General features: G+C 67.4%; 9 protein-coding genes. 8 read left to right on the top strand and 1 reads right to left on the bottom strand.

Annotated elements, in window-relative coordinates; all coding sequences use genetic code 11:
- Nucleotides 1-9: 9 nt before the first annotated feature.
- Nucleotides 10-882 carry a methyl-accepting chemotaxis protein gene (locus ACOEQ2_RS09790; protein ID WP_419727805.1) on the top strand — a complete coding sequence of 291 codons (873 nt, stop codon included), beginning with the start codon at nt 10-12 and terminating at the stop codon, nt 880-882.
- Nucleotides 883-1,064: 182 nt separating this feature from the next.
- On the opposite strand, the gene ACOEQ2_RS09785 is transcribed toward ACOEQ2_RS09790, so the two are convergent.
- Complete coding sequence (locus tag ACOEQ2_RS09785; RefSeq protein WP_419727804.1) at nt 1,065-3,050, bottom strand: tetratricopeptide repeat-containing sulfotransferase family protein; 1,986 nt, start codon at nt 3,048-3,050, stop codon at nt 1,065-1,067.
- 199 nt (nt 3,051-3,249) lie between these two features.
- On the opposite strand from ACOEQ2_RS09785, the gene ACOEQ2_RS09780 reads away from it, so the two are divergent.
- The 7 genes from ACOEQ2_RS09780 to ACOEQ2_RS09750 all read left to right on the top strand — a co-directional run bounded on the left by ACOEQ2_RS09780 (nt 3,250) and on the right by ACOEQ2_RS09750 (nt 23,719).
- Nucleotides 3,250-16,440: a beta strand repeat-containing protein gene (locus tag ACOEQ2_RS09780; RefSeq protein WP_419727803.1), complete on the top strand. Its 13,191-nt coding sequence runs from the start codon at nt 3,250-3,252 to the stop codon at nt 16,438-16,440.
- A 337-nt stretch (nt 16,441-16,777) separates the two neighbouring features.
- Entirely contained in the window at nt 16,778-17,623 is an 846-nt protein-coding gene (locus tag ACOEQ2_RS09775) for a methyl-accepting chemotaxis protein (RefSeq protein WP_419727802.1), read from the top strand.
- 119 nt (nt 17,624-17,742) lie between these two features.
- Nucleotides 17,743-18,078: an STAS domain-containing protein gene (locus tag ACOEQ2_RS09770; protein WP_419727801.1), complete on the top strand. Its 336-nt coding sequence runs from the start codon at nt 17,743-17,745 to the stop codon at nt 18,076-18,078.
- Nucleotide 18,079: 1 nt separating this feature from the next.
- The gene (locus tag ACOEQ2_RS09765) at nt 18,080-18,445 is read left to right on the top strand and encodes a response regulator (RefSeq protein WP_419731188.1); all 366 of its coding nucleotides are present in this window, start codon (nt 18,080-18,082) and stop codon (nt 18,443-18,445) included.
- 6 nt (nt 18,446-18,451) lie between these two features.
- A complete protein-coding gene (locus tag ACOEQ2_RS09760) occupies nt 18,452-20,443 on the top strand; it encodes a chemotaxis protein CheA (protein ID WP_419727800.1) in 1,992 nt (663 codons plus the stop codon).
- Between the two features lie 97 nt (nt 20,444-20,540).
- The gene (locus ACOEQ2_RS09755; protein ID WP_419727799.1) at nt 20,541-21,074 is read left to right on the top strand and encodes a chemotaxis protein CheW; all 534 of its coding nucleotides are present in this window, start codon (nt 20,541-20,543) and stop codon (nt 21,072-21,074) included.
- 41 nt (nt 21,075-21,115) lie between these two features.
- The gene (locus ACOEQ2_RS09750; protein WP_419727798.1) at nt 21,116-23,719 is read left to right on the top strand and encodes a PAS domain S-box protein; all 2,604 of its coding nucleotides are present in this window, start codon (nt 21,116-21,118) and stop codon (nt 23,717-23,719) included.
- Nucleotides 23,720-23,727 lie beyond the last annotated feature (8 nt).

Below are 23,727 nucleotides of genomic sequence, written 5' to 3'. Positions count from 1 at the left end.
AAAGCCGTAGTGGCAGGGCGCCGCGCCCGAGAAAGCATCGATGCCCTGTCGAAACAGGCCGAGCAGATCGGGCAGGTCGCAGGCATGATCGCGGACATTGCATCCCGGACCAACCTGCTCGCACTCAACGCAACCATCGAAGCAGCACGGGCCGGAGATGCCGGCAAGGGATTTGCCGTGGTCGCCAACGAGGTCAAGCAACTTGCCACGCAGACTGCCCGGTCGACCGAGGACATCACCCGCCAGATCAGTGCAGTCCGGCAGGCAACGGCGCACGCAGCCGGTGAAGTCGGGCAAATGGTGACGATGATCGGCGAGATCGACAGCATCACCACATCGGTCGCAGCCGCCGTCGAGCAGCAGGGCGCCGCGACCGCCGAGATCGCCCGCAGTGTCGGCGAAACCGCGGGGGCGGCGAACCGGATGTCGCAGCGTACCGACGACGTGCGTGGCGCCGCCGGCGAGACCGGCAAGCAGGCCGAGGCCGTCCAGCAGACGGCGGGGGTGCTGGAAACCGCCGTGTTGCAGTTGCGCCAGGTGGTGATCCACGTGGTGCGTACTTCGACCGACAGCGTCAACCGGCGCGCACATGAGAGAGTCGCGGTCGACCTGCCGGCGCAACTGCTGATCGCCGGACGCCCAGCCACCGAAACTCAGATCGTCGATATATCGGAGCGGGGCGCCCTGTTGCGTGGCAAGCAGGGCACGCTGGGGGCCGGGACGCGCGGCATTCTGTCCCTGGACGGGTTGGAGCTGCCCTTGTCCATCATCGGAATGCGGAACTCCGAGCTCTTCAGTGTGCAGTTCGCTCTGGACGATGCGCAGCTGCCGGTACTGAGAACTCTGATCCGGCGATATGAACAAGGTGTGCAGGCAGCATAGCATGTCGGATCCGGACGTCGCTCCTGTTCGCAGGGCCGTGTCGGGTTGTAGGCCCACAGCGGACCTCGCCAGCAGCCCTGCTATGACTTTGTGACGCATCGGGCTCTATGTACCCGCCGCCATCCCGGTCGGTGCATCCGGCTCCGTTCACCGTCCAGGTCAAAACTTCAGCGCCGATACCGTTACAGCTCGTAGTCCCGAAGCACCCCTGATTCCTCGAGCGAGGCGATCAGCGGCTCCAGGTGGGTAGCGTACTCACGCCAGCGACCGATGCCACGCGCGCTGATCGGCTGGCGCACCTGGGCGCGGCTCACCGTCCGCACGCGGCGCTCCAACTCATGAAACGTCTCGCAGTTCGGATCATGCGGCAGGTCGAGAAACTTCAGCACCCGGCTCAATGTCCCCGGAAAGTCATCCACCCAGTCGGCTAGCCGCACCGTCATGACCGGGTTCGGCAGCACAGCCTGCCAGTGCGCCATGAGCCTGCGATGCTGGCCGATATACCAGCCGAGATCGGCCAGGTCGTGCGCGTAGGGATGATGGCCGTAGAACCGGAACGTGAAGATCGAAAGCCCGATATCGCGTGGATCGCGGTCGCAGGAAATGATCCGGGCTGCAGGCAGCATCAACGCCACCAGGCCAAGATGAAGGACATTTCCCGGCATCTTGTCGACGATCCTGCCGGCCGATGGTGCCAGCGCGTGGAGTTCGCGAAGATAGTCCGCGGCCACGGCGTCCAGTTGCGCAGTATCGAGTTTATCCGGATGAGCGCCGAGCGTGGCTTGCATGTCGGCCAGCGCGCTCCGTTCACCGGCACCATGGACGTCGCGATGTGCTGCCAGGATCTGCTCGATCAGGGTGGTCCCGGACCGGGGCATGCCGACCACGAACACCGGCGAGGGGTCCCTGTTGGTGGCGATCTGGCCATGCCGGAGCCGCACCTGGTCGAACCTCGCGATCGTGGCATCGACCAGGTCGGCATGCGCCGTGCGGGAAAACGGCTGGAACCGGCTGAGCTTCCGATGCCCGGCCACCCAATGCGGAAATGCCCGGTCCGGCTCGCGGAGCTGCGCCCAGAAGCGGGCGAGATCGTAGTGCGTCATGATGCCGTGCTCGGGGAGCATCGACGCGCCAGCCGTCTGCATGGCGGCCTCCATCGCGCCAGCATGCAGGCGCGCCCGGTCCGTCTCGCCCTCCGCCATCGCCAGCCGGGCCAGGCGCCAATGCAGCAGCGGTGCGAGCGCCGGCGATACGGTGCCGATGGCGTCGAGTTCGGCATGCGCATCGGTCAACCGGCCCAGGCTGATCAGGGCCAGCGCCCGCTGCAGCATCCAGTGCTGGCGCACCATCGCATCGCCCGGACCGGCTCCTTCCAGCAGGGCCAGCGCTTCGGTCGCGCGATCCTCTTGCAGCAGGTCGGCCGCGAGGTTAAGCCGTGCGCCGGGGAAATCTGGTTTGCGTTTAATGAGCGCTCCAAGCAGGTTTTCGCTTGCCTCGGACTCGCCGCTCAGTCGCATGAAACCGCCGAGATTGCTGGCCGCGGCATGATTATCCGGATCGGCATGCAACGCTGCTCGCATCGACCGTTTCGCGGCCTCGATGTTTCCGGATCGGTACTGGGCAACTCCAAGATTGAGCCACGCTTCCGCAAAACCGGGTGAAAGCCGTGTCGCCTCCCGGAACGACACGCTCGCCCGGTCGAAGAGATCGCCTGCCAGATCGGCAAGTCCGAGCATGTAGTGCGCTTGCGCTAGGCCAGGCGCACGGGCGCGTGCCTTGCGTGCGGCGCGCAATGCGCCGCGGACGTCCCCGAGGCCGAGCAGCGACGAGCATAAGTTCAAGGGTGGTGCTGGATCATCCGGAAGCAATGCCTGGCAGGACCGGAACATCGACGCCGCCTCGAGGTGCCGCCCTACCGATTGCAGAGCGATGCCGTAATGCAGCCTGCACCATGGATCGTTCGGGGCCAGCGCGTGGGCGCGCGCAAGCAGGTCGATCGCCTCCGACGGTTCGCCTTGCCGCAACCGACACAGTCCGAAAATCCGCAGGACGTCCGGCAAGGGCGCGACATCCGACGCCAGAGGTTCCAGCACCGACACAGCCTGGGCATAGGCGCCCGCACGATAATGCGCCTCGGCCGTCGGAAGCAGACTCTCGGCGTGGCTCATCTGACACAACTACGCTGCACCGGCAGGTGGTAACATTCCGTTAGTACGCCGTCAATATGCTGTTGCTCCCGGCAGCGCCGCGGTGTTATCCGGTTGCCTGAATGTTACGTAACCGACACGTAATCGATCGCCCGGGCCCGCAGCGAGGTCCATCTGCACGACGGCCCGGCTTCATGGGCGACACAAGGAAGACCTGGCCATGACTTCTTCGAGCCTGCTTTTCACCAGCCAGGACGGCTCCACCCTCATCGCGACCGACGGGACGGTGCAGGGCACCTATATGGTGGCGGATGGAAGCTCGAGTCCGGTATTCTCTGACGACAGCATCTATAGTTCTCTGTCCGCCACGCCGCTCGGAACCACGACATATCTCGTGATGGCTGATGCGACAGGAAACACTTCGGCGCTCTGGAGCTATAACGGAACGGCGGTCACCCAGGTCACATCCTCGAACAACTACGTCTTCAACGCGTCATCCTATACGACGACGGTCAATCCATACCCGCTCACGACCTATGCAGGGAACGTCATCTTTTCGGAAGCGACCCTTGCCAGCAATACCGACGGTTTCAACGATACCGCAACCCTGGCAATCTACAATCCGACGACCCATGCGATCGTGCAGCCGGTAACACCGAACGGCGGCTACGATCCGACCAGCTTCGTGACCCTGGACGGCACACTTTATTTCGAGGCGGCCACCACCTCAGGTCCGGAGGCGATCTACTCGTACAACGGGTCGACGGTCACCGAGATCTACAATCTTGCGCCGACCGCCAGCGGTGTCGCGGCCGCCGGAACCGTCAACGGCTCGTTGATCGCATTTAACGATCACATCTATTTCGGATCCGGCCAACAGACGATGGAGGAACTGACCTCCCTTGCATCGCTCAGCAACAGCGCGACCAACGTCGGCACAACCGGCGAATACCAATTTGACGGATCCCCCGGCAGGAACCCGATCGTTGCAAACGGCTCACTTTTCTACCTTGCCAACAACAACGGCATCTACAGCCTCTCGACCAGCAACGTCGCGACCCTGGTGCTGGGCTCGATCGGCGCGCAGAATTTCACGCCGGTGGTTTACAACAGCGCCGTCTATTTCTTCTCGAGCGATCCAAGCACCCAGCAGTCGAACCTTTACAAGAGCACCGGGGGCGCCGCGACAATCGTCGCCTCGAGCATCAGTGGATCGCAGCTGTTCGTGATGGGCAGCACCCTCTACTACTCGAACGGCACCGGCGCCACGCTGGGCACGATCAACGGCAGCACGGTCGGCACGCTCGCCGTCCCCGGCGGTGTCGGCGGCATCCCGCTGGAGGTCGTCCCACTCACCGGGCTGACCTGGTCGAACCTTCCCGCAGTCCCCGCCACGCCGGCAGCACCGGTCCTGGCGACGGCCTCCGATAGCGGGACCCTCGGCGACCACATCACCAACGTCACGACGCCGACAATCACCGGCACCGGAACGACCGGCGACACCGTCAGTCTGTTCGAGAACGGCGGCGTCACCGCCATCGGCACCGCAACCATCGCTGGCGGCACCTGGTCGATCCACGTGTCCCCCTCGCTTGCCGACGGCACCTACAGCCTCACCACGACGGAAACCAACACGGGCGGCGCATCGGCATCCTCCCCGGGCCTGTCGCTGACCATCGACGCCACGCCCCCGGCTACGCCAGCCGCCCCGACGATTGCGTCCGGCAGCGACAGCGGCACGCTCGGTGACGGCATCACCAACATCATGCGGCCGGCCATCGTCGGCACCGGAACCGCCGGCGACATCGTCACGCTGCATAGCGGCGCCACGGCGCTGGGCACCGCCACCGTGGCAGTCGGCGGCGGCTGGTCGATCACGCCGACCACGCCATTGCTCGACGGCAGCTACAGCCTCACCACGACCGAGGCCGATATCGCCGGCAACGTCTCGGCCGCCTCCCCGCCGCTGGCGCTCACCATCGCCGGCGGCATCATCGATGTTGCCAACATCGGCGACCTGAACGCCGCGATCCAGACGGTCGATGCCGCCACCAGCGGCCAGAGCTACACGATCGCCTTCACCCAGACGATCACCGAGAGCACCAACCCGATGGCGCTGAACCTGGCCAGCGGCGTCAACGTCACCGTCGATGGCGGCGGCTATCTGCTCAACGGTTCCGGCGCCTATCGCGGGCTGTTCGTCTATGCCGGCAGCGTCACGATCCAGAACCTCACAATCGAGAACTCTCTTGCCCAGGGCGGTACCGGCAGCGATGGCGGCGGCGGCGGTGCCGGTCTCGGTGCTGGTCTGTTGGTGGCAGCGGGCGCCACCGTCACCACCAGCAATGTCAGCTTCGTCAATGACTCAGCCAAGGGCGGCGAGGCCCTCGCCACTGCCTGGGGCAATGGCGCCGGTGGTGGCGGCGGCGGCCTGGGCGGCGCGGGCGGCACGATCGTTGGCGCGGCCGGGGGCGCCGCTGGAGGCACCGGCCTGACCGGTTTACCGGCCGGTTCCTTTGGCATGGGCGGCAACGGCGGTGCCCAAGGTAGTAGTGGCGGCGGCGGCTCCGGCGGGTTCGGCGGCGGCGGCGGCGCTGCCGGCGGCTCCGCGTACGGCGGCAGCGGCGGGTTCGGCGGCGGCGGCGGCGGCGGCGGCGGGATCATGGGCTCAGCCGGCGGCGGCGGCTCCGGCGGATTCGGTGGTGGACATGGCCACTCAGGCAACACGGGCGGCGTGGGAGGCCAGGGCGGCGGCGGCCTCGGCGCCGGTGGCGACATCTTCGTCCAGCAGGGCGGCAGCCTGACCATCGAGGGCGGCAGCCTCGGCAACGGAACCGTGGCAGGGGGCGCAGGATCTATTGCCGGTTCGGCCTATGGCGGCGCGATCTTCCTCCAGGGCTACGAGAGCCTGGTCCTGGCACCGGCGGTCAGCACCACGCTCACCGTCTCCGGTGCGATCGCCGACCAGAACGGCTTTGAGGGCATCGGCAGAGGCGGCCTGATCATCAACGGGCTTGGCACGGTGACGCTGGGCGCCACCGACACCTACATCGGCGGCACCACCCTGGACGCCGGAACCCTGATCCTCGGCGCAGTGGGAGCCGCCGGCAGCGGCGCAATCACCTTCGCGCCCTCGGACGTCGCGACCCTGCAATTCACCGGAGCCAACGCGCCCACCAACACCATCGCCGGCTTCTCCATCGGCGACGCGATCGTCCTGTCCGATCTCGCCTATGCCGCGAGCGACACCGTTACCCTGTCCGGCAACGTCGTCACCGTCTCGACCATCGGCGGCGTCCACGACAGCTTCACCCTGTCGGGCCAGCAGAACAACCGCTTCCACCTGGCCGCGTCAGGCAATGGCACCGCCGTGACGCTCGCTCTCAACCCGGTCGTCACCGAAACCCTGGTCTCCGACACCGGCAGCTCGTCCAGCGACGGCATCACCTCCAGCCGACTGCTCGCCGGCACCGCCGACCCCAATGCCTCCGTCGTGCTGAGCTATTCCGGCGGCGGCACCATCACCACCGTCATCGCCAACGCCCAGGGCGCCTGGAACTACAACGGCGCGGGGCTCGTCGACGGCACCCAGACGATCGTCGCCACCGACACCGACGGGACCAACCACTCCGGCTCCGCCAGCCTGACCTTCACCCTCGAGACCTCGGCACTCGCACCCGGTTCGCTCGGCCTCGGCGTCGGCTCCGATAGCGGCACCCTCGGCGACCACATCACCAACGTCACCCTGCCGACGATCGTCGGCACCGGCACGGCAGGCGACGTCGTCACGCTGCATAGCGGCGCCACGGTGCTGGGCACCGCCACCGTGGCAGTCGGCGGCGGCTGGTCGATCGCGCCTACGACGCCGCTGCTCGACGGCAGCTACAGCCTCACCGCGACCCAGCTCGATCCTGCAGGCAACGTCTCCGTCGCCTCCACGCCCCTCGGCCTGACCATCGCCGGTGGCGTCATCGACGTCGCCAACGCCGGCCAACTGGACGCGGCGATCGCCATCGTCGACGCGGCGACCACTGGCCAGAGCTACACCATCGCCTTCACCCACTCGATCACCGAGACCGCCAACCCGATGGCGCTGAACCTGGCCAACGGCGTCAATGTCACCATCGACGGCGGCGACTTTGCGCTCAATGCCGCCAACTCCTATCGCGGGCTGTTCGTCTATGCCGGCACCGTCACGATCCAGAACCTCACCATCCAGAACGCCGTCGCGGCCGGAGGCGCCGGAGCCAGTGGCGGTGGCGGCGGTGCGGGTCTTGGCGGCGGCCTGTTCGTCGCGGCAGGTGGCACCGTCACAACGAACAATGTCAGCTTCAGCGGCGCCGCAGCCCTCGGAGGCGCCGCCCTGTCGAATGTAACGACGGTCGGTGCCGGCGGCGGTGGCGGCGGCGGGCTCGGCGGTGGAGGCGGGAGCCCACCAAGCGGCCAATCCGGTGCACCCGGCGCCGGTGGCGGAAGCGGCCTGACCGGCGTGTCGGTCACGTACGGCAACGGCGGCGACGGCGGCGGCACAAACACCGTCGGCCTGGGTGGCGGCTTCGGCGGCGGCGGCGGGGGCGGCGGGGGCGGGGGCACCGCCGGCGCCTACGGCTCCGCAGGTGGCGGCGGCGGATTTGGCGGCGGCGGCGGCGGCGGCGGCGGCGGCGGCAGCTCTGATGGCGGGGGCGGCAGCGGCGGCGCCGGAGGCGGCGCTGGGTTCGGCGCCGGCGGCGGCGCGGACGGCGGACTCAATATCGGCGGCCAGGGCGGCGGCGGCCTCGCGGCGGGTGGCGACATCTTCGTGCAGGCCGGAGGTAGCCTCACCATCGAGGGCGGCAGCCTCGGTTCGGCACTGGTCCAGGGCGGGACGGGCAACGTCGCCGGCTCCGCTTATGGCGGCGCGATCTTCCTCCAGGGCAATGAGAGTCTGGTCCTGGCGCCTCGGATCAGCACCACGCTCACCATCTCCGGGGCGATCGCTGACCAGACCGGGTCCGGCGGCACCGGCGCCGGTGGACTTGTCGTCAATGGCCTCGGCACTGTGACGCTTGGCGCCCTCGACACCTACACCGGCGGCACCACCCTGGACGCCGGAACCCTGATCCTCGGCGCAGTGGGAGCCGCCGGCAGCGGCGCGATCACCTTCGCGCCCTCGGACGTCGCGACCCTGCAATTCACCGGAGCCAACGCCCCCACCAACACCATCGCCGGCTTCTCCATCGGCGACGCGATCGTCCTGTCCGATCTCGCCTATGCCGCGAGCGACACCGTTACCCTGTCCGGCAACGTCGTCACCGTCTCGACCATCGGCGGCGTCCACGACAGCTTCACCCTGTCGGGCCAGCAGAACAACCGCTTCCACCTGGCCGCGTCAGGCAATGGCACCGCCGTGACCCTCGCTCTCAACCCGGTCGTCACCGAAACGCTGGTCTCCGACACCGGCAGCTCGTCCAGCGACGGCATCACCTCCAGCCGACTGCTCGCCGGCACCGCCGACCCCAGCGCCTTCGTCGTGCTGAGCTATTCCGGCGGCGGCACCATCACCACCGTCATCGCCAACGCCCAGGGCGCCTGGACCTACAACGGCGCGGGCCTCGTCGACGGCACCCAGACGATCGTCGCCACCGACACCGACGGGACCAACCACTCCGGCTCCGCCAGCCTGACCTTCACCCTCGAGACATCGGCACTCGCACCCGGTTCGCTCGGCCTCGGCGTCGGCTCCGACAGCGGCACGCTTGGCGACGGCATCACCAACGTCACCCTGCCGACGATCGTCGGCACCGGCACGGCAGGCGACGTCGTCACGCTGCATAGCGGCGCCACGGTGCTGGGCACCGCCACCGTGGCAATCGGCGGCGGCTGGTCGATCACGCCCACCGTGCAACTGCTCGACGGCAGCTACAGCCTCACCGCGACCCAGCTCGATCCTGCCGGCAACGTCTCCGTCGCCTCCACGCCCCTCGGCCTGACCATCGCCAATGGTGTCATCGACGTCGCCAACGCCGGCCAACTGGACGCGGCGATCGCCATCGTCGACACCGCGACCAGCGGCCAGAGCTACACGATCGCCTTCACCCACTCGATCACCGAGACCGCCAACCCGATGGCGCTGAACCTGGCCAACGGCGTCAACGTCACCATCGACGGCAACGGCTACACGCTTGACGGCGCCAACTCCTATCGCGGGCTGTTCGTCTATGCCGGCACCGTCACGATCCAGAACCTCACGATCCAGAACGCGATCGCGGTCGGGGGCGCTGGCGGCAACGGCGGCGGCGGTGGTGCAGGTCTCGGCGGCGGCCTGTTCGTCGCAGCGAGCGCCACCGTCACCGCGAGCAATGTCAGCTTCAGCAACGACGATGCCTTCGGCGGGAGCACCTCGCTCTCCAACTCTCGCCCGGGCGGCGCCGGCGGCGGCGGTGGCGGCCTGGGGAGTGCCGGCGGCGCGGCCAGCCAATTCGGCACCCCGGGGGTCGGCGGCCTCAGCGGCCTGACCGGTGTGCCCGGCACGTTTGGCCGGGGCGGCGCTGGCGGACCGAACAACTCGAACGGCCAACCTGGCGGCTTCGGCGGCGGCGGCGGTGGCGGCGGCAAGTACTCCAGCGGCGGCGGCGGCGGCTTCGGCGGTGGTGGCGGTGGCGGCACCAGCGGTCGAATCGGCGGGTTCGGTGGCGGGAACGGCCAGAGCGGAGGCTCCAATCCCGCGACCGGCGGTGTCGGAGGTGGCGGCCTGGGTGCGGGTGGCGACATCTTCGTGCAGGCTGGCGGCAGCCTGACCATCGAGGGCGGCAGCCTGGGTGCCGGCGCCGTCGGCGGCGGGTCCGGATATCAGGGCGGCTTCGCTTATGGCGGCGCGATCTTCCTCCAGGGCGATGAGAGCCTGGTCGTGGCGCCCTCCGTCAGCACGACGCTCACGATCTCCGGTGTGATCGCCGACGAGAACGGGTCCGACGGCCGCTATGGCGGCAGCGGCAGCTTGGTCCTCGACGGGCTCGGCACCGTGACCCTGAATGCTGTCAACACCTACAACGGCGGCACCACCCTCGAGGCCGGCACCCTGGTGCTGGGCGCCGCGGGAGCGGCAGGCAGCGGCGCCATCACCTTCGCCGGCCCTGCCACGCTTGCCTTCACCGCGGCGGACCTGCCGACCAACACGATCGCGGGCTTCTCCGCCGGCGATACCATCGTGCTGTCCGACTTGGCTTATGCCGTCTCGGACACCGTCACCATCTCGGGCAACACGGTCACCGTCGCCACCGCCGGCGGCACCAGCAGCGAGACCCTGCATCTCGTCACCGCGCCGGGCGTCGCCTTCAGCCTGGGCGCATCCGGCGGTGGCACCGCCCTGACGCTCGGCGTGCCGGCTGTCACCGAGCACCTGGCCGTGGATACCGGCAGTTCGCCCACCGACGGCATCACCTCGAACCGCACCCTCGACGGCACCGGCCTTGCCAACAGCACCGTCACCCTCAGCGAGAACAACGCCTCCTTCGCCACCACCACGACCAACGCACAGGGCAAGTGGAGGTACGCGACAAGTCTCGCCGACGGCGCGCATACCATCGTCGCCAGCCAGACCAACGGGGGCGGCACCGGCTCCGCCAGCCTGACCTTCACCCTCGACACCATCGCCCCCCTGGCCCCCGCCACCCTGGCCATCAGCGCCGGCACCGACAGCGGTACCCTCGGCGACGGCAACACCGACGACACCACGCCGGTCATCACCGGCACCGGCGAGATCGGCGCCACCGTGTCTCTGAGCGAGGGCGACACCCTGCTCGGCTCGGCCACGGTGCTGTCGAACGGCACCTGGTCCATTGCGACGACCGTCCTGGGCACGGGTCCGCACACCCTGACCGCAACCCAGACCGACCCCGCCGGCAACGTGTCCGGCAGCACGTCCCTGCCGATCGCCATTGCCGGGGTGCCCCAAGCACCTACCGGCCTCACATTGTCGCCGCTGACCGATAGCGGCACCCTCGGCGACCTGTTCACCGACATCCCCGCCGTGCGGATCAACGGCACCGGCATCGCCGGCCAGACCATCATCGTGTTCGACGGCAACACCCAGGTCGGCACCGTGACGATCCCGAGTCTCGGGACCAGCTGGTCGATCCTCACCACCGCACTGTCCACCGGCGCGCATACCCTGACCGCCATCGCCTACGACGCGGCCGGCAATCCGAGCCCGGTCTCGACCTCGCTTCCGGTCATCATCCTCCCGGTTCCGAATGCCGCCGCCGACCTGACGCTCGCGGTCGCCAGCGACACCGGCACACAGGGCGACGACATCACCACCGCCACCACCCCGACCATCACCGGCACCGGCCATTTCGGCGACACCGTCGTGCTGCTCGACGGCACCACCCAGGTCGGCACCGCCATTGTGCTGCAGGACGGCACCTGGTCGGCCACCACCAGCGTCCTTTCGGTGGGCACGCACAGCCTGACCGCGATCCAGACCGACCCCGTGGGCGACCCGGCCCCCGCATCGACCGCCCTGGCGCTCACCATCAGCCCCGCCCCCTCGACCCCGGCCGCACCGTCCCTGTCGCTCGCCAGCGACAGCGGCACCGTCGGCGACAACCTCACCAATGTCTCCAGGCCGCAATTCATCGGCACCGGCACGCCGGGTGACACCATTTCCCTGATCGTGAACAACGTCGTTGTCGCCACGACGAATGCCGGGGGCGGCAACTGGTCGAAGACCCTGGGCACCGCCCTCCCGTCCGGCACCTACACGATCACCACCAGCCAGACCGACAGTGCAGGCAATGTCTCGGCGCAGTCGGCCCCCTACACCTTCACCATCGACACCGACGCGTCCCCTGCCCCGACCGCGCTGGCGCTGGCGACCGGGAGCGACAGCGGCACCCTTGGCGACCACATCACCAACGTCACGACCCCGACCATCACCGGCAACGGCACGGTCGGCGAGACCATCCGGCTGTTCGACGGCGACCAGCTTCTCGGCACCACCGCCGTGCTCGGGAACGGCACCTGGTCGGTGGCACTCACCGGTGCACTGACCGCCGGCTTGCACGGCCTCACCGCCACCACCACGGACGCGGCGGGCAATACATCCGCTGCCTCGGCCACGCTCGGCCTGACCATCGACACCACCGCGTCCGCCGCTCCAGGCAGCCTCGCCCTTGGCCTCGGCAGCGACAGCGGCACCCTCGGCGACGGCCTCACCAACGTGACCCGGCCCGCGATCGTCGGAACCGGCACAGCGGGCGAGACCATCCGGCTCTACGATGGCAACACCCTGATCGGCGTCGCCCTGGTGGCACCTGGTGGCGCCTGGACGATCACCCCCGAAATCGCCCTGGCCACCGGCGCGCATGCCCTGACCGCCACCACCACCGACGCCGCCGGCAACCTCTCGGCCAGCTCCATGGCGCTGAACCTGGTCGTCGACACGGCAGCCTCGCCTGCTCCGACCGCCCTTACCCTGGCCACGCCCAGCGACAGCGGCACGCCCGGCGACAACCTCACCAACGTCACCCACCCGACCATCACCGGCCTCGGCACCGCCGGTGAGACGATCCGCCTGTACGAGGGCCAGACCCTGCTCGGCACCGCAACGGTCGCACCCGGCGGCGCCTGGGCCGTCACGCTGACCGCCGCCCTCGGCAACGGCCCGCACGACCTGACCGCCACGACCACCGACGCCGCCGGCAACGTCTCCACCTCCTCCGCGACACTCGGCCTGACCATCGACACCTTGGTCCCTCCCGCACCGACCGGACTGACCCTGGCCCCGGGCAGCGACAGCGGCACCGCTGGCGACGACATCACCAACGTGACCACGCCGACCATCACCGGCACCGGCACCCCGGGCGACCTCATCACGCTGCTCGACGGCCTCACCCCGGTCGGCACCGCGACCGTGGCCCCGGGCGGCGGCTGGTCGGTCACGCTGGCGAGCCCGCTGCTCGATGGCGTGCACGGCCTCAGCGCCATCGCCACCGATCCCGCCGGAAACGTGTCCCTCGGATCCACGGCGCTCGGACTGGGGATCGTCACCTCGGCCTCGGCGATCGCCAACCTGTCGCTTGCGCCGGCCAGCGACAGCGGCATCGTCGGAGACGGCATCACCAACGTCACCCGTCCGGCGATCGTCGGCACCGGCCCGGCCGGCGAGACCATCCGGCTCTCCGACGGCAACACCCTGATCGGCAGCACCATCGTCGGCCAGACCGGCTTCTGGTCGATCACCCCGCTGACGGCACTGACCCAGGGCACCCACAGCCTGACCGTCACCGCCACCGACATCGCCGGCAACATCTCGCCCGCCTCGACCATCCTCGGCGTCACGATCGACAGCGTGGCCTCCGCTGCCCCGACCGCCCTGACCCTGGCCCCACTCAGCGACAGCGGCACACCGGGCGACAACCTCACCAGTGCCACCGACCCGACGATCCTCGGGGTCGGCACCGCGGGCGACACGATCCAGCTCTATGACAGCGGCGTCCTGGTCGGCACCACCACCGTGGCCGGCAACGGCACCTGGTCGGTCGCCCCATCCGCCGCCCTCGGCAACGGCCTGCACGCGCTCACCGCCACCGGCACCGACCTTGCCGGCAACGTCTCGGCCGCCTCCGCGGTGCTCGGGCTGACCATCGACGACACGGTCCCCGCAGCGCCGGTCGGCCTCGCCCTGGCCACCGCCAGCGACAGCGGAACCGTCGGCGACAATCTTACCAGCGTGGTCCATCCGGCGATCACCGGCACCGGCGCGATCGGCGACACCATCACTCTCCATGATGGCCTGGCGGCAGTCGGAACCGCCGTGGTGGCCAATGACGGCACCTGGTCGATAACCCCCGAGACCGCGTTCGTGGACGGCGTCCATACCCTCACCGCGACCGCCACGGACGCTGCCGGCACGGTGTCGGCGTTCTCGCTGGCCTTGTCGCTGAGCATCGACTCGCACCAGCCGGCAGCGCCCGCGGACATCATGCTGGCGCCCGGCAGCGACACCGGCACGCCGGGCGACGATATCACCAGCGTCACCACCCCGACCCTGACCGGCACCGGCGAGAACGGCGATGTCGTCACCGTCTATGACGGCAACACGCTGGTTGGCTTCGGCGTCGTGGGCGTGGGTGGGATCTGGTCCGTCACCACGACCCCGCTCGAGCAGGGCGCGCACGACCTCTCCGTGCGCCAGACCGACGCGGCGGGCACCGCATCCGGCGGCTCGGCCTCGGCACAACTCGGCCTGACCATCGACAGCGTAGCCTCCACCGCGCCGGCAGGCCTCGCCCTGGCGCCCAACAGCGACAGCGGCACCCTCGGCGACGACCTCACCAACGTTACCCTGCCGAGCATCACCGGCACCGGCACGGCGGGCGAGACCATCATCCTGTCCGACGGCGCCACCGTCATCGGCACCACCGTCGTCGCCGGCAACGGCACCTGGGTGATCACGCCCACGATCCCGCTGGCCGACGGCACCCACGTGCTGGCCGCCACCACCGCCGATGTCGCCGGGAATGTCTCCGCGTCCTCGGCCCCGTTCAGCGTCGTCATCGACACCGCGATCCCGGCGGCGCCTGCAAGACTGGCACTCGCGAGCGGCAGCGACAGCGGCACCCTCGGCGACGGCGTCACCAACGTGAACACCCCCACCATCCTCGGCACCGGCATCGTGGGCGAGACGATCACCCTGTATGCCGGCAGCATCCTGCCGGGCGCCATCCCGATCGGAACCGGCGTCGTCGGTGTCGACGGCACCTGGTCGATCCTCATCGCGAAGGCACTCTCCAACGGCGTCCACGACCTGACCGCCACCAGCACCGACACGGCCGGCAACGTTTCTGCCAACTCCACGGCGTTGGCCCTCATCATCGACAGCACGGTGCCGATCGCCCCGACCCTGGAGCAGGTCGCCGTCAGCACCAGTCCGGCCGCGCCCGAGCTCACAGGCATCGCCCTCGCCGGCGCCACGGTCGCATTGCATGACGGCGCGGTGCTGCTGGGCACCACGACGGCCGACGCGAACGGCGTCTATTTCTTCACGGTCGCCACGGCGCTCGCAGTCGGCATCCATTCCCTGACCGCCACCGAGACCGATCCCGCGGGCACCGTATCGCCGTCCTCGTCGGTGCTTTCGGTGACCGTCAACGCCGACGCCGGCTACACCGTCGCAGTCAGCCCGCCCGACACCGACACCACCGTGACCCACGTGTACGACAGCACCGGCCAGTATGTGTCCGTCGACACCACCGGTGGCACCGGCCTGCTGCTGCAGAGCATCAGTCCGACCTCGACCCTCCGCAACATCTACGACAATGCCGGGACGCTGATCGGCACCATCAGCGAGGCCGGCTCCGCCACCGGCACGGCGCAACCGAATTTCGCCACCGTGGCCCAGACAGACAGCGCCACCACAACCACCGACCTCACCGCCAGCCAGATCACCCTGCTGTCGGAAAGCCACGCCCTCACCTTGCAGGGATCCGACCAGGTCTCGATCGTGGGCGGCGACGACACCATCAGCGCCGGCTCCAACTCGGTCACGATCTCGGGCGGATCGGGCCGCCTGCTGTTCACCGCGGGCAGCGGCGCCAACACCGTATCCGGCGGCACCGGCACCCTCACGGTGCTGGGTGGCAGCGGCGGCGGGCTCTATCAGGGCGGGTCGGGAGCCGGCAACGTGATCTCCGCGGGCGGCGGCAACACCACCCTGCAGGGCGGCACCTCGCACGACCAACTCGATGGCGGCACCGGCAACAGCACCATCGTCGGCAGCAGCGCCGGTTCCGACACCATCACCGGCGGATCCGGCACCAACCGGATCACCGCGACGATCAACGAGACCGTCTTTGCCGGCACCGGCCAGGCCACCGTGTTCGCCCATGCAGGCGGCAACAACCTGATCGTCGGCACCGGCGGCAACGACCAGCTCGACGCGTTGGGCCGCGGCAACGCGATGTTCGGCGGCGCCGGCGACGACACCCTGTTCGGCGGCACGGGTGCCACCACCCTGGTCGGCGGTGCCGGCAGCACGCTCATGGTGGCCGACACCGGCAGCGTCGAATTCGTCGGCGGCTCCGGCCAGAGCACGGTCTGGGGCGGCAAGGGCAACGACGTGATCTGGACCGGCACCGGCACCATGCACGCGGCCGAGGGCCCGGGAAACGACACCGTCATCATCCAGTCCGGCACCAGCAGGATCTACGGCGGGCTGGGCACCGACGTGTACGACATCATCAACGGCAGCGGCGGCGGCAACGCGGTCATTTCCGGCTTCAAGACCGGCACCGACACGATCAATCCGATCGGCTACAGCGGCCCGATCACCCAGCACTTGCTCGGCGGCTCCACCATTCTCAGCCTTTCCGACGGCACCACCATCACGCTGATCGGAGTCAGCCACTACGGCGCCGGTCCGTCGAGCTGAGCCGCCCGGTCGGCCTGCATCTCTCCCGTGCCGACGGCGCCCCTTAACCATTCATTCGGGGAATTGAGCCAGATTACCTGACCGGACCGCGGAGAATGCATATCCCATGTCGTCGCGTGCCCATCATGATGGCGCCTTGGAGCTCCCTGGCCAGCGAGCTCCCGATCTCGTCGCCCTGCTCGGCAGGTGGCTCGGCCTGGGCGAAATCCAGCGTCGCGGCCTGGGTGCGTCGATCGAGCAGCTGGGGGAGTCGTCTGCCCTCATCGAGCAGAGCACGCTCGACCTTTCGGGCCGTTTCCAGAACCTGGCCAGCTCCGCCGACGAGCAGACCGAACGCGTGCAGCGGGTCGCCGCCATTGCAGCAGCCATTGATGTCGGCGGCGTCCCGATGCCGATGTCCGACGCCACCAGGATCGTGGATGTCGCGCTGCGCGAAGGCATCGACGCCCTGCTTGCCGTCTCCCAGCAGGCCGGCCGCATGGTGACGGCACTCGACCAGGTGATTTCCGACGTCGTGGCGACCGAGCAGTGCGTCGGCCAGATCGAGGCGATCAGCAGGCAGACCCGTTTCGTTGCACTGAATGCCAGGATCGAAGCCAACCGGGCCGATGCCTCAGGCGGCACGTTCAAGGTCATCGCCAACGAGCTCAAGGATCTGTCGGAAAAAACCGACGCCACGTCGCATCTCGTGCGCTCCCGTGTGGGAGACGTGGTGAAGGGCGTGCGCCACGCCCATGCGCAGCTCGAGGAAATCGCTGCCGTCGATACGTCCCGTTATCGCCAGACACAGCAGCAACTCGACGCCGTGCTGAGCGGCATGGTGGTGCAGAACCGCAATCTCGCCGCCGTCGTCGACGAGACGATCCGGGCTTCATCCGGCATCGCCGAAACGATCGCCCAGATCGTCATGGGCGCCCAGTTCCAGGATCGTGCGACACAACACCTGAACCACGTCATGGAAGCGATAGAGGTGCTCGCCGGGGCAACGGCGACCCTCCAGTCGGAAACCGAACGCTCGCTTCCGCAACTACCCAGATCGCAAATCGACCGGGCGCTGCTCGAACGCATCCTGGAACGCCAGACCTTGAGCCTGGTCCAGGAGAGGTTTCTCGGCCGTCTTCTGGGCACGCCCGTGCCGGAGCCGGCCCGGACCTCCTTCGTTGGCGATGTCGAGCTGTTCTAGTCGGGACACCCGTCGCCCGGACTTCAGTTTCAAGCGATCGAGCCTTCGCCGCCTTAACTCATCATCAATGGTTTCGACTTACGTTCGGACTGCTGGCCGGAATGAAATGGGATCAGATCATGGATAGTACCGGCAGCGCAGCTGAACTGGTCATCGACGACGGACTGGCCGAACAGGAGACCGGTCAGGCGCTCCTGCAACTCGCTCCGTGCCTCGATCTCGGCGAGGCGGACGCACTCTGCCACGCGTTGCGGAGCCGCCTGTTGGCGGGTGCGATATGTCTCGACGGCAGCCAGGTGGAACGGGCCTCGACCGTGTGCCTCCAGATCATTGCCGCGTCCGTCGCCACTGCGCATGATCGCGGTGCGATATTCTCCCTGCGGTATCCATCCCCTGCCCTGTCATCCGCGATTGCCGATCTTGGTCTTTCAGCCGCAATTCCGCTGGTCGATTGAGATGCATAAACGGGTCATGACGGTCGACGACTCGCGCACCATTCGTGAAATGGTTGCCTTCACGCTGCGTCGAGCCGGCTTCGATGTCAGCGAAGCCGCTGATGGATTCAAGGCTTTGGAAGCGCTGAAGATCACACCGACCGACGTGATCATCACCGATCTCAACATGCCGAACATGGACGGCGTCGCTCTCATCCGCGCCCTCCGGGCCGACCCGAAATGGCGCACCGTGCCGATCCTGATGCTGACAACCGAGTCCGACGACCGGAAGAAGCTTGCAGGCAAGGCCGCTGGAGCGACCGGCTGGCTGGTCAAGCCCTTCGACCCGCAGAAGCTGATCGACGTCGTCAAGCGCGTAACCGGTTGAGTCGGGATGACGTTCGACCACCTTCGCGTCGTCTATTTCGAGGAAAGCGCCGAGCTCCTCGAGAGCGCTTATCTGCATCTCGGCGACCTCGCGGATGGCCGCCGCAACGACGAGACCATTCACGCGCTGTTTCGTGCCATCCATTCGATCAAAGGCGGTGGCGGCTCCTTCGGCCTGAAGCGCATCGTCGCATTCGCGCATGTCATGGAAACCATGATGGACCTGGTGAGGGAGGGCGCCCTCTCCCTGACTCCGGCCCGGCTGGCGCTCCTCGTCAAAGGCACGGATGCACTTGCGGACCTGATTTCCGCCGAGCGCGACGGACTGGTCGTGGCCGTTGACCGGGAAACCGCCCTGCTCGCAGCATTCGCGGACGTCAGCCGGGGAGATGCGCCGCCTCCGGCCGGTCCCCCCATCGCATCCGGACAGCCGCCGGGATGGCGGGTGAAGTTCCGACCGCACCCGAACCTGTTCCGAACCGCCAACGACCCACTCCTCCTGATCCGCGAACTCATGCGCCTGGCGCCGACGACGGTGGCTGTCGACCTGTCCAGCCTGCCGGCGCTTGATTGCCTCGAGCCTGAGGACTCCTTCCTGGCCTGGACAATCGATGTCGGGTCGGAACTCACCCGTGCGCAGATCATCGACGTGTTCGAGTTCGTGGCCGACGATTCAATGCTCGAAATCGAGCCCATGGTCGCACCCGTCATCGCCCCCCAGGAGGTCGAGGCGGCTCCGGCCGAGCAACACGAGTCTAGGGCCGCGCCCGCCGAAACTGGAAATGCGGGCCGCCCCGAGACCGCCACCGCCGCACCACATTCGGTTCGGGTCGATGTCGTCAAGGTCGATCGCCTGGTCAACCTGGTCGGCGAACTCGTCATCAACCAGGCCATGCTGCTGCAACTTGGAGGCACGCTGCCGCCCGACCTGTGTCCAGGGCTGATGGTCGGACTCGGCACACTGTCACAACATCTGCGCGAATTGCAGGAAGCCGTCATGGCCATCCGCACGCAGCCGGTGAAGTCCGTCTTCTCGCGCATGCCGCGCCTGATCCGTGACCTGTCGGCCCAGCTCGACAAGGACGTCCAGCTTGTCATCACCGGCGAGGACACCGAGATCGACAAGACGGTCGTGGAGCAGCTCGCCGACCCACTGACCCATCTGCTTCGCAACGCCGTCGACCACGGGATCGAGACGCCGGAACATCGGATCGCCGCGGGCAAGGCGGGGCGCGGCACCATCCATCTCGGTGCCGAACAGCGTGCCGGCCGGATCTTCATCGCAGTCTCCGACGATGGACGCGGGATCGACCGCGTCCGGGTCCTTGCCCGCGCACGCGAGCGGGGCCTGGTCGCCCCGGACGCCACGCCCACGGACAGCGAGATCGACGAACTGATCTTTCTTCCCAGCTTCTCGACGGCCGCGATCGTATCCGACATCTCAGGTCGTGGTGTCGGCATGGACGTCGTTCGTCGCAACATCCAGGCCCTTGGCGGCCGCATCGCGATCGAATCCCGCTCCGGTACCGGATCCCGGTTCCTCCTGTCCCTGCCACTGACTCTCGCAGTGCTTGACGGTCTCGTCGTCTCGGTCGGTCGCGAGGCGTATGTCCTGCCATTATCGGCAATCGTGGAGAGCCTGCGACCCTCCAGATCCGACATCCACTCGATCGTCGGGCGCGGCGACGTCCTTGCCATTCGCGGCGTCTTCATCCCGCTGCTGCCGCTGCACCAGCAGTTCGACGTCACCGCCGCGAAAACCGACCCGACCCAGGGGATTGTCGTCATCGTCGAGATCGATGCCGGTGAAAAGATCGGACTCCTCGTCGACGACCTGCTCGGGCAACAACAGGTCGTGGTGAAAAGCCTCGAGGAGAACTACCGGTCCGTTGCCGGGATCGGCGGCGCCACCATCCTGGGTGACGGCCGCGTCGCCCTGATCCTCGATGTAACCGGACTGCGCGCTGAAACTGCCGTTCCGTCGATGATGGCGTCATGACCGCACTGCACCGACCTCGAGTGCCGCGTCGCCCCGCGTCCGCCTGCCCTCGCTGCCTCGCCGCCTGACCGTACAGTCCAGTCACCAGGAACCCGTCATGGATATGCCCCCGCCCACCTCATTGTCGCTGGTCCCGAAGGGCAGCCGGTCGCGGCGTGGGACCGATCCGTGCAGCCAGTTCATCACCTGCACGCTGGACGCTGCCGAATACGCCATCGACATCATGGCCGTGCGGGAGATCAAGGGCTGGTCGGAGACAACCGCTATCCCGCATGCTCCGCCCTGGATCAGGGGCGTCATGAACCTGCGTGGCGTCATCGTGCCGATCCTGGATCTCCGCGCACGTTTCGGGATGGCCCTGACGGAACCCACCTCCATGCACGTGGTCGTCATCATCCAGACCGGAGCGCGCATCGCCGGGCTGCTGGTCGATGCGGTGTCCGACATCATTACCGTTGCCGCGAACGATATCCGGCCCATCCCCGAGGTCGGGACGGATGTCCCGACGAGCCTGCTGGCCGGCATCATCCCGCTGGAGCGCGGCCTCGTCGTGCTCGTGTCCCTCGACAGACTTATGGCGCTCCCCGAAGACATCGCCGTCACGCTCGGAAGCGCATTGATTTCAACCTGATCACCCGTTGTCCCAGATTCACTGCCGAGAGGACTTTCCCCGTGTTCATCAGCCGCGCTGCCCGGACCCTGTTTTCGACATCCCGTGCCGATCGGGGATCCGCAAAAAGCCTGCAGGATCACACCCGTGATCTGGAATTCCGCGCAGCCGCACTCGACCGCAGCCACGCTGTCATCGAGTTCAGTCCCGACGGACGGATCGTTACGGCGAACGCCAACTTCCTGAAGGCATTCGGCTACACGCTCGAGGAGATCCGTTGCCAGCACCACTCGATCTTCGTCGACCCGGTGGAGCGGCAGAGCCCAGAATACCGGGCCTTCTGGGACAAGCTCGGCCAAGGCGAATTCGAGGCCGGCCAATACAAACGCCTGGCCAAAGGCGGCCGCGAAATCTGGATCCAGGCCAGCTACAGCCCGGTTCTTGATGCCCTGGGGCATCCGACCGCCATTATCGAGTATGCGACCGAGATCACCGCACAGAAGATGGCGCATGCCGACCTCCAGGGCCAGCTGGCAGCGATCAACAAGGCACAGGCGGTGATCGAGTTCGGTCTCGACGGACGCGTGCTGCACGCCAACGCAAATTTCCTGACCACGCTGGGATACACCCTCGACGAGATCCGCGGCCAGCATCACTCCATGTTCGTGGATCCGCTGGAGCGCCAGGGCGCCGAGTACCGGCTGTTCTGGGACAAGCTCGGTCGCGGCGAGTACGACGCGGGGCAGTACAAGCGCATCGGCAAAGGCGGCCGGGAGGTGTGGATCCAGGCGAGCTACAATCCGATCATGGACATCGATGGCCGACCGTTCAAGGTCGTCAAGTACGCGGCAGACATTACGGTACAGATGCTGTCCAATGCCGATTATCAGGGTCAGCTTGCCGCGATCGGGAAGGCACAGGCCGTGATCGAATTCGGCCTCGACGGTCGCGTGCTGCACGCCAATCAGAACTTCCTCGCGACGCTCGGATACACACTCGAGGAGATCAAGGGCCAGCATCACTCGATGTTCGTGGACCCGATCGAGCGCCAGGGCTCCGGATATCGCCTGTTCTGGGACAAGCTCGGACGAGGGGAATATGACGCGGGTCAATACAAGCGGCTTGCCAAGGACGCACACGAAGTCTGGCTCCAGGCGAGCTATAATCCCATCATGGACATGAACGGTCGTCCGTTCAAGGTCGTGAAATATGCCACCGACGTCACGAAGCAAAAGCTTGCAACTGTCAATTATCAGGGTCAGATCGCAGCAATCGATAAGGCTCAGGCAGTCATTGAATTCGGGATGGATGGCCGGATACAGCAGGCCAACGCGAACTTCCTGAGCGTTCTCGGCTACACCGCCGATGAGATCCGAGGCCAACATCATTCGATGTTCGTCGACCCGGTGGACAGGCAGGGATCTGATTACCGGCTGTTCTGGGACAAGCTAGGGCGCGGCGATTACGACGCCGGGCAGTACAAGCGGATCGGCAAAGGCGGCCGTGAGGTGTGGATCCAGGCCAGCTATAATCCCATCCTCGATTTGAATGGTCGTCCATTCAAGGTCGTCAAATTCGCGACCGATGTAACGGCGCAGCGGATTGCCGCGGATGCACTCAGTAAGGCAGTCGAGGAGACGCAGGAAATCGTCACTGCCGCGCAGGCCAACGATCTGAGCCGGCGGATCTCCCTGGTCGGCAAGACGGGTGCGATCGTCGATCTATGCGAGGGCGTCAACGGCATGCTCGATACGATGTCGTCGGTCGTGGCCTCGATCACCGAAGGCTGCAACACGCTCATGACAGCATCCCGTGAAATTGCCATGGGCAATACCGATCTCTCCCAGCGAACCGAGGAGCAAGCCTCGAGCCTGGAAGAGACGTCCTCCAGCCTTGAGGAACTGACCGGGACCGTGCGTCAGAACGCAGAGAACGCGCAGCAGGCAAACAAGCTGTCGGCATCGGCCTCCGAGATCGCCGTTCGTGGCGGAATGGTGGTCAGCGAGGTCGTGCGGACGATGGGCGGCATTACCCAGTCCAGCAAGAAGATCAGCGACATCATCGGTGTCATCGACGAGATCGCGTTCCAGACCAATATCCTCGCCCTGAATGCAGCGGTCGAAGCGGCGCGAGCCGGCGAGCAGGGCAGGGGATTTGCGGTGGTTGCCGCGGAGGTCCGCAACCTGGCGCAACGGAGCGCCAATGCCGCCAAGGAGATCAAGGCACTGATTTCGGACTCCGTCGAGAAGGTCGACATGGGATCCAAGCTGGTCGCGTCGGCGGGTCAGACGATGGACGAGATCGTCACCTCGGTGAAGCGGGTGACCGACATCATGGCGGAGATTTCTGCGGCATCGAGGGAACAGGCTGGCGGACTGGAGCAGGTCAACGTCGCTGTCTCGCAGATGGACAAGATCACGCAGCAGAACGCGGCCCTGGTGGAGGAAGCAGCTGCGGCCGCTAAATCGATGGAGGAACAGACGGAGACGCTGTCACAGATGGTGTCCAGCTTCGTTCTCGAGGGCCAACAGCGGCCGGCGCCCGCACGACCGGCGCCTGGTCGCAAGCCTGTCCCCGCCGCGGTGACACGGGCGGCTCCGGGCCGTCCGCTACGTCGGGCAACGGTGTCGGCCGCCACCGCAGATGACGACTGGAAGGAATTCTGAGCGACGGC

The organism is Lichenicola sp. (assembly GCF_965198575.1).
Lineage (GTDB): Bacteria > Pseudomonadota > Alphaproteobacteria > Acetobacterales > Acetobacteraceae > Lichenicola.
The sequence above is the reverse complement of the archived record's forward strand: the minus strand, read 5'-3'. Positions and strand labels throughout refer to the sequence as shown.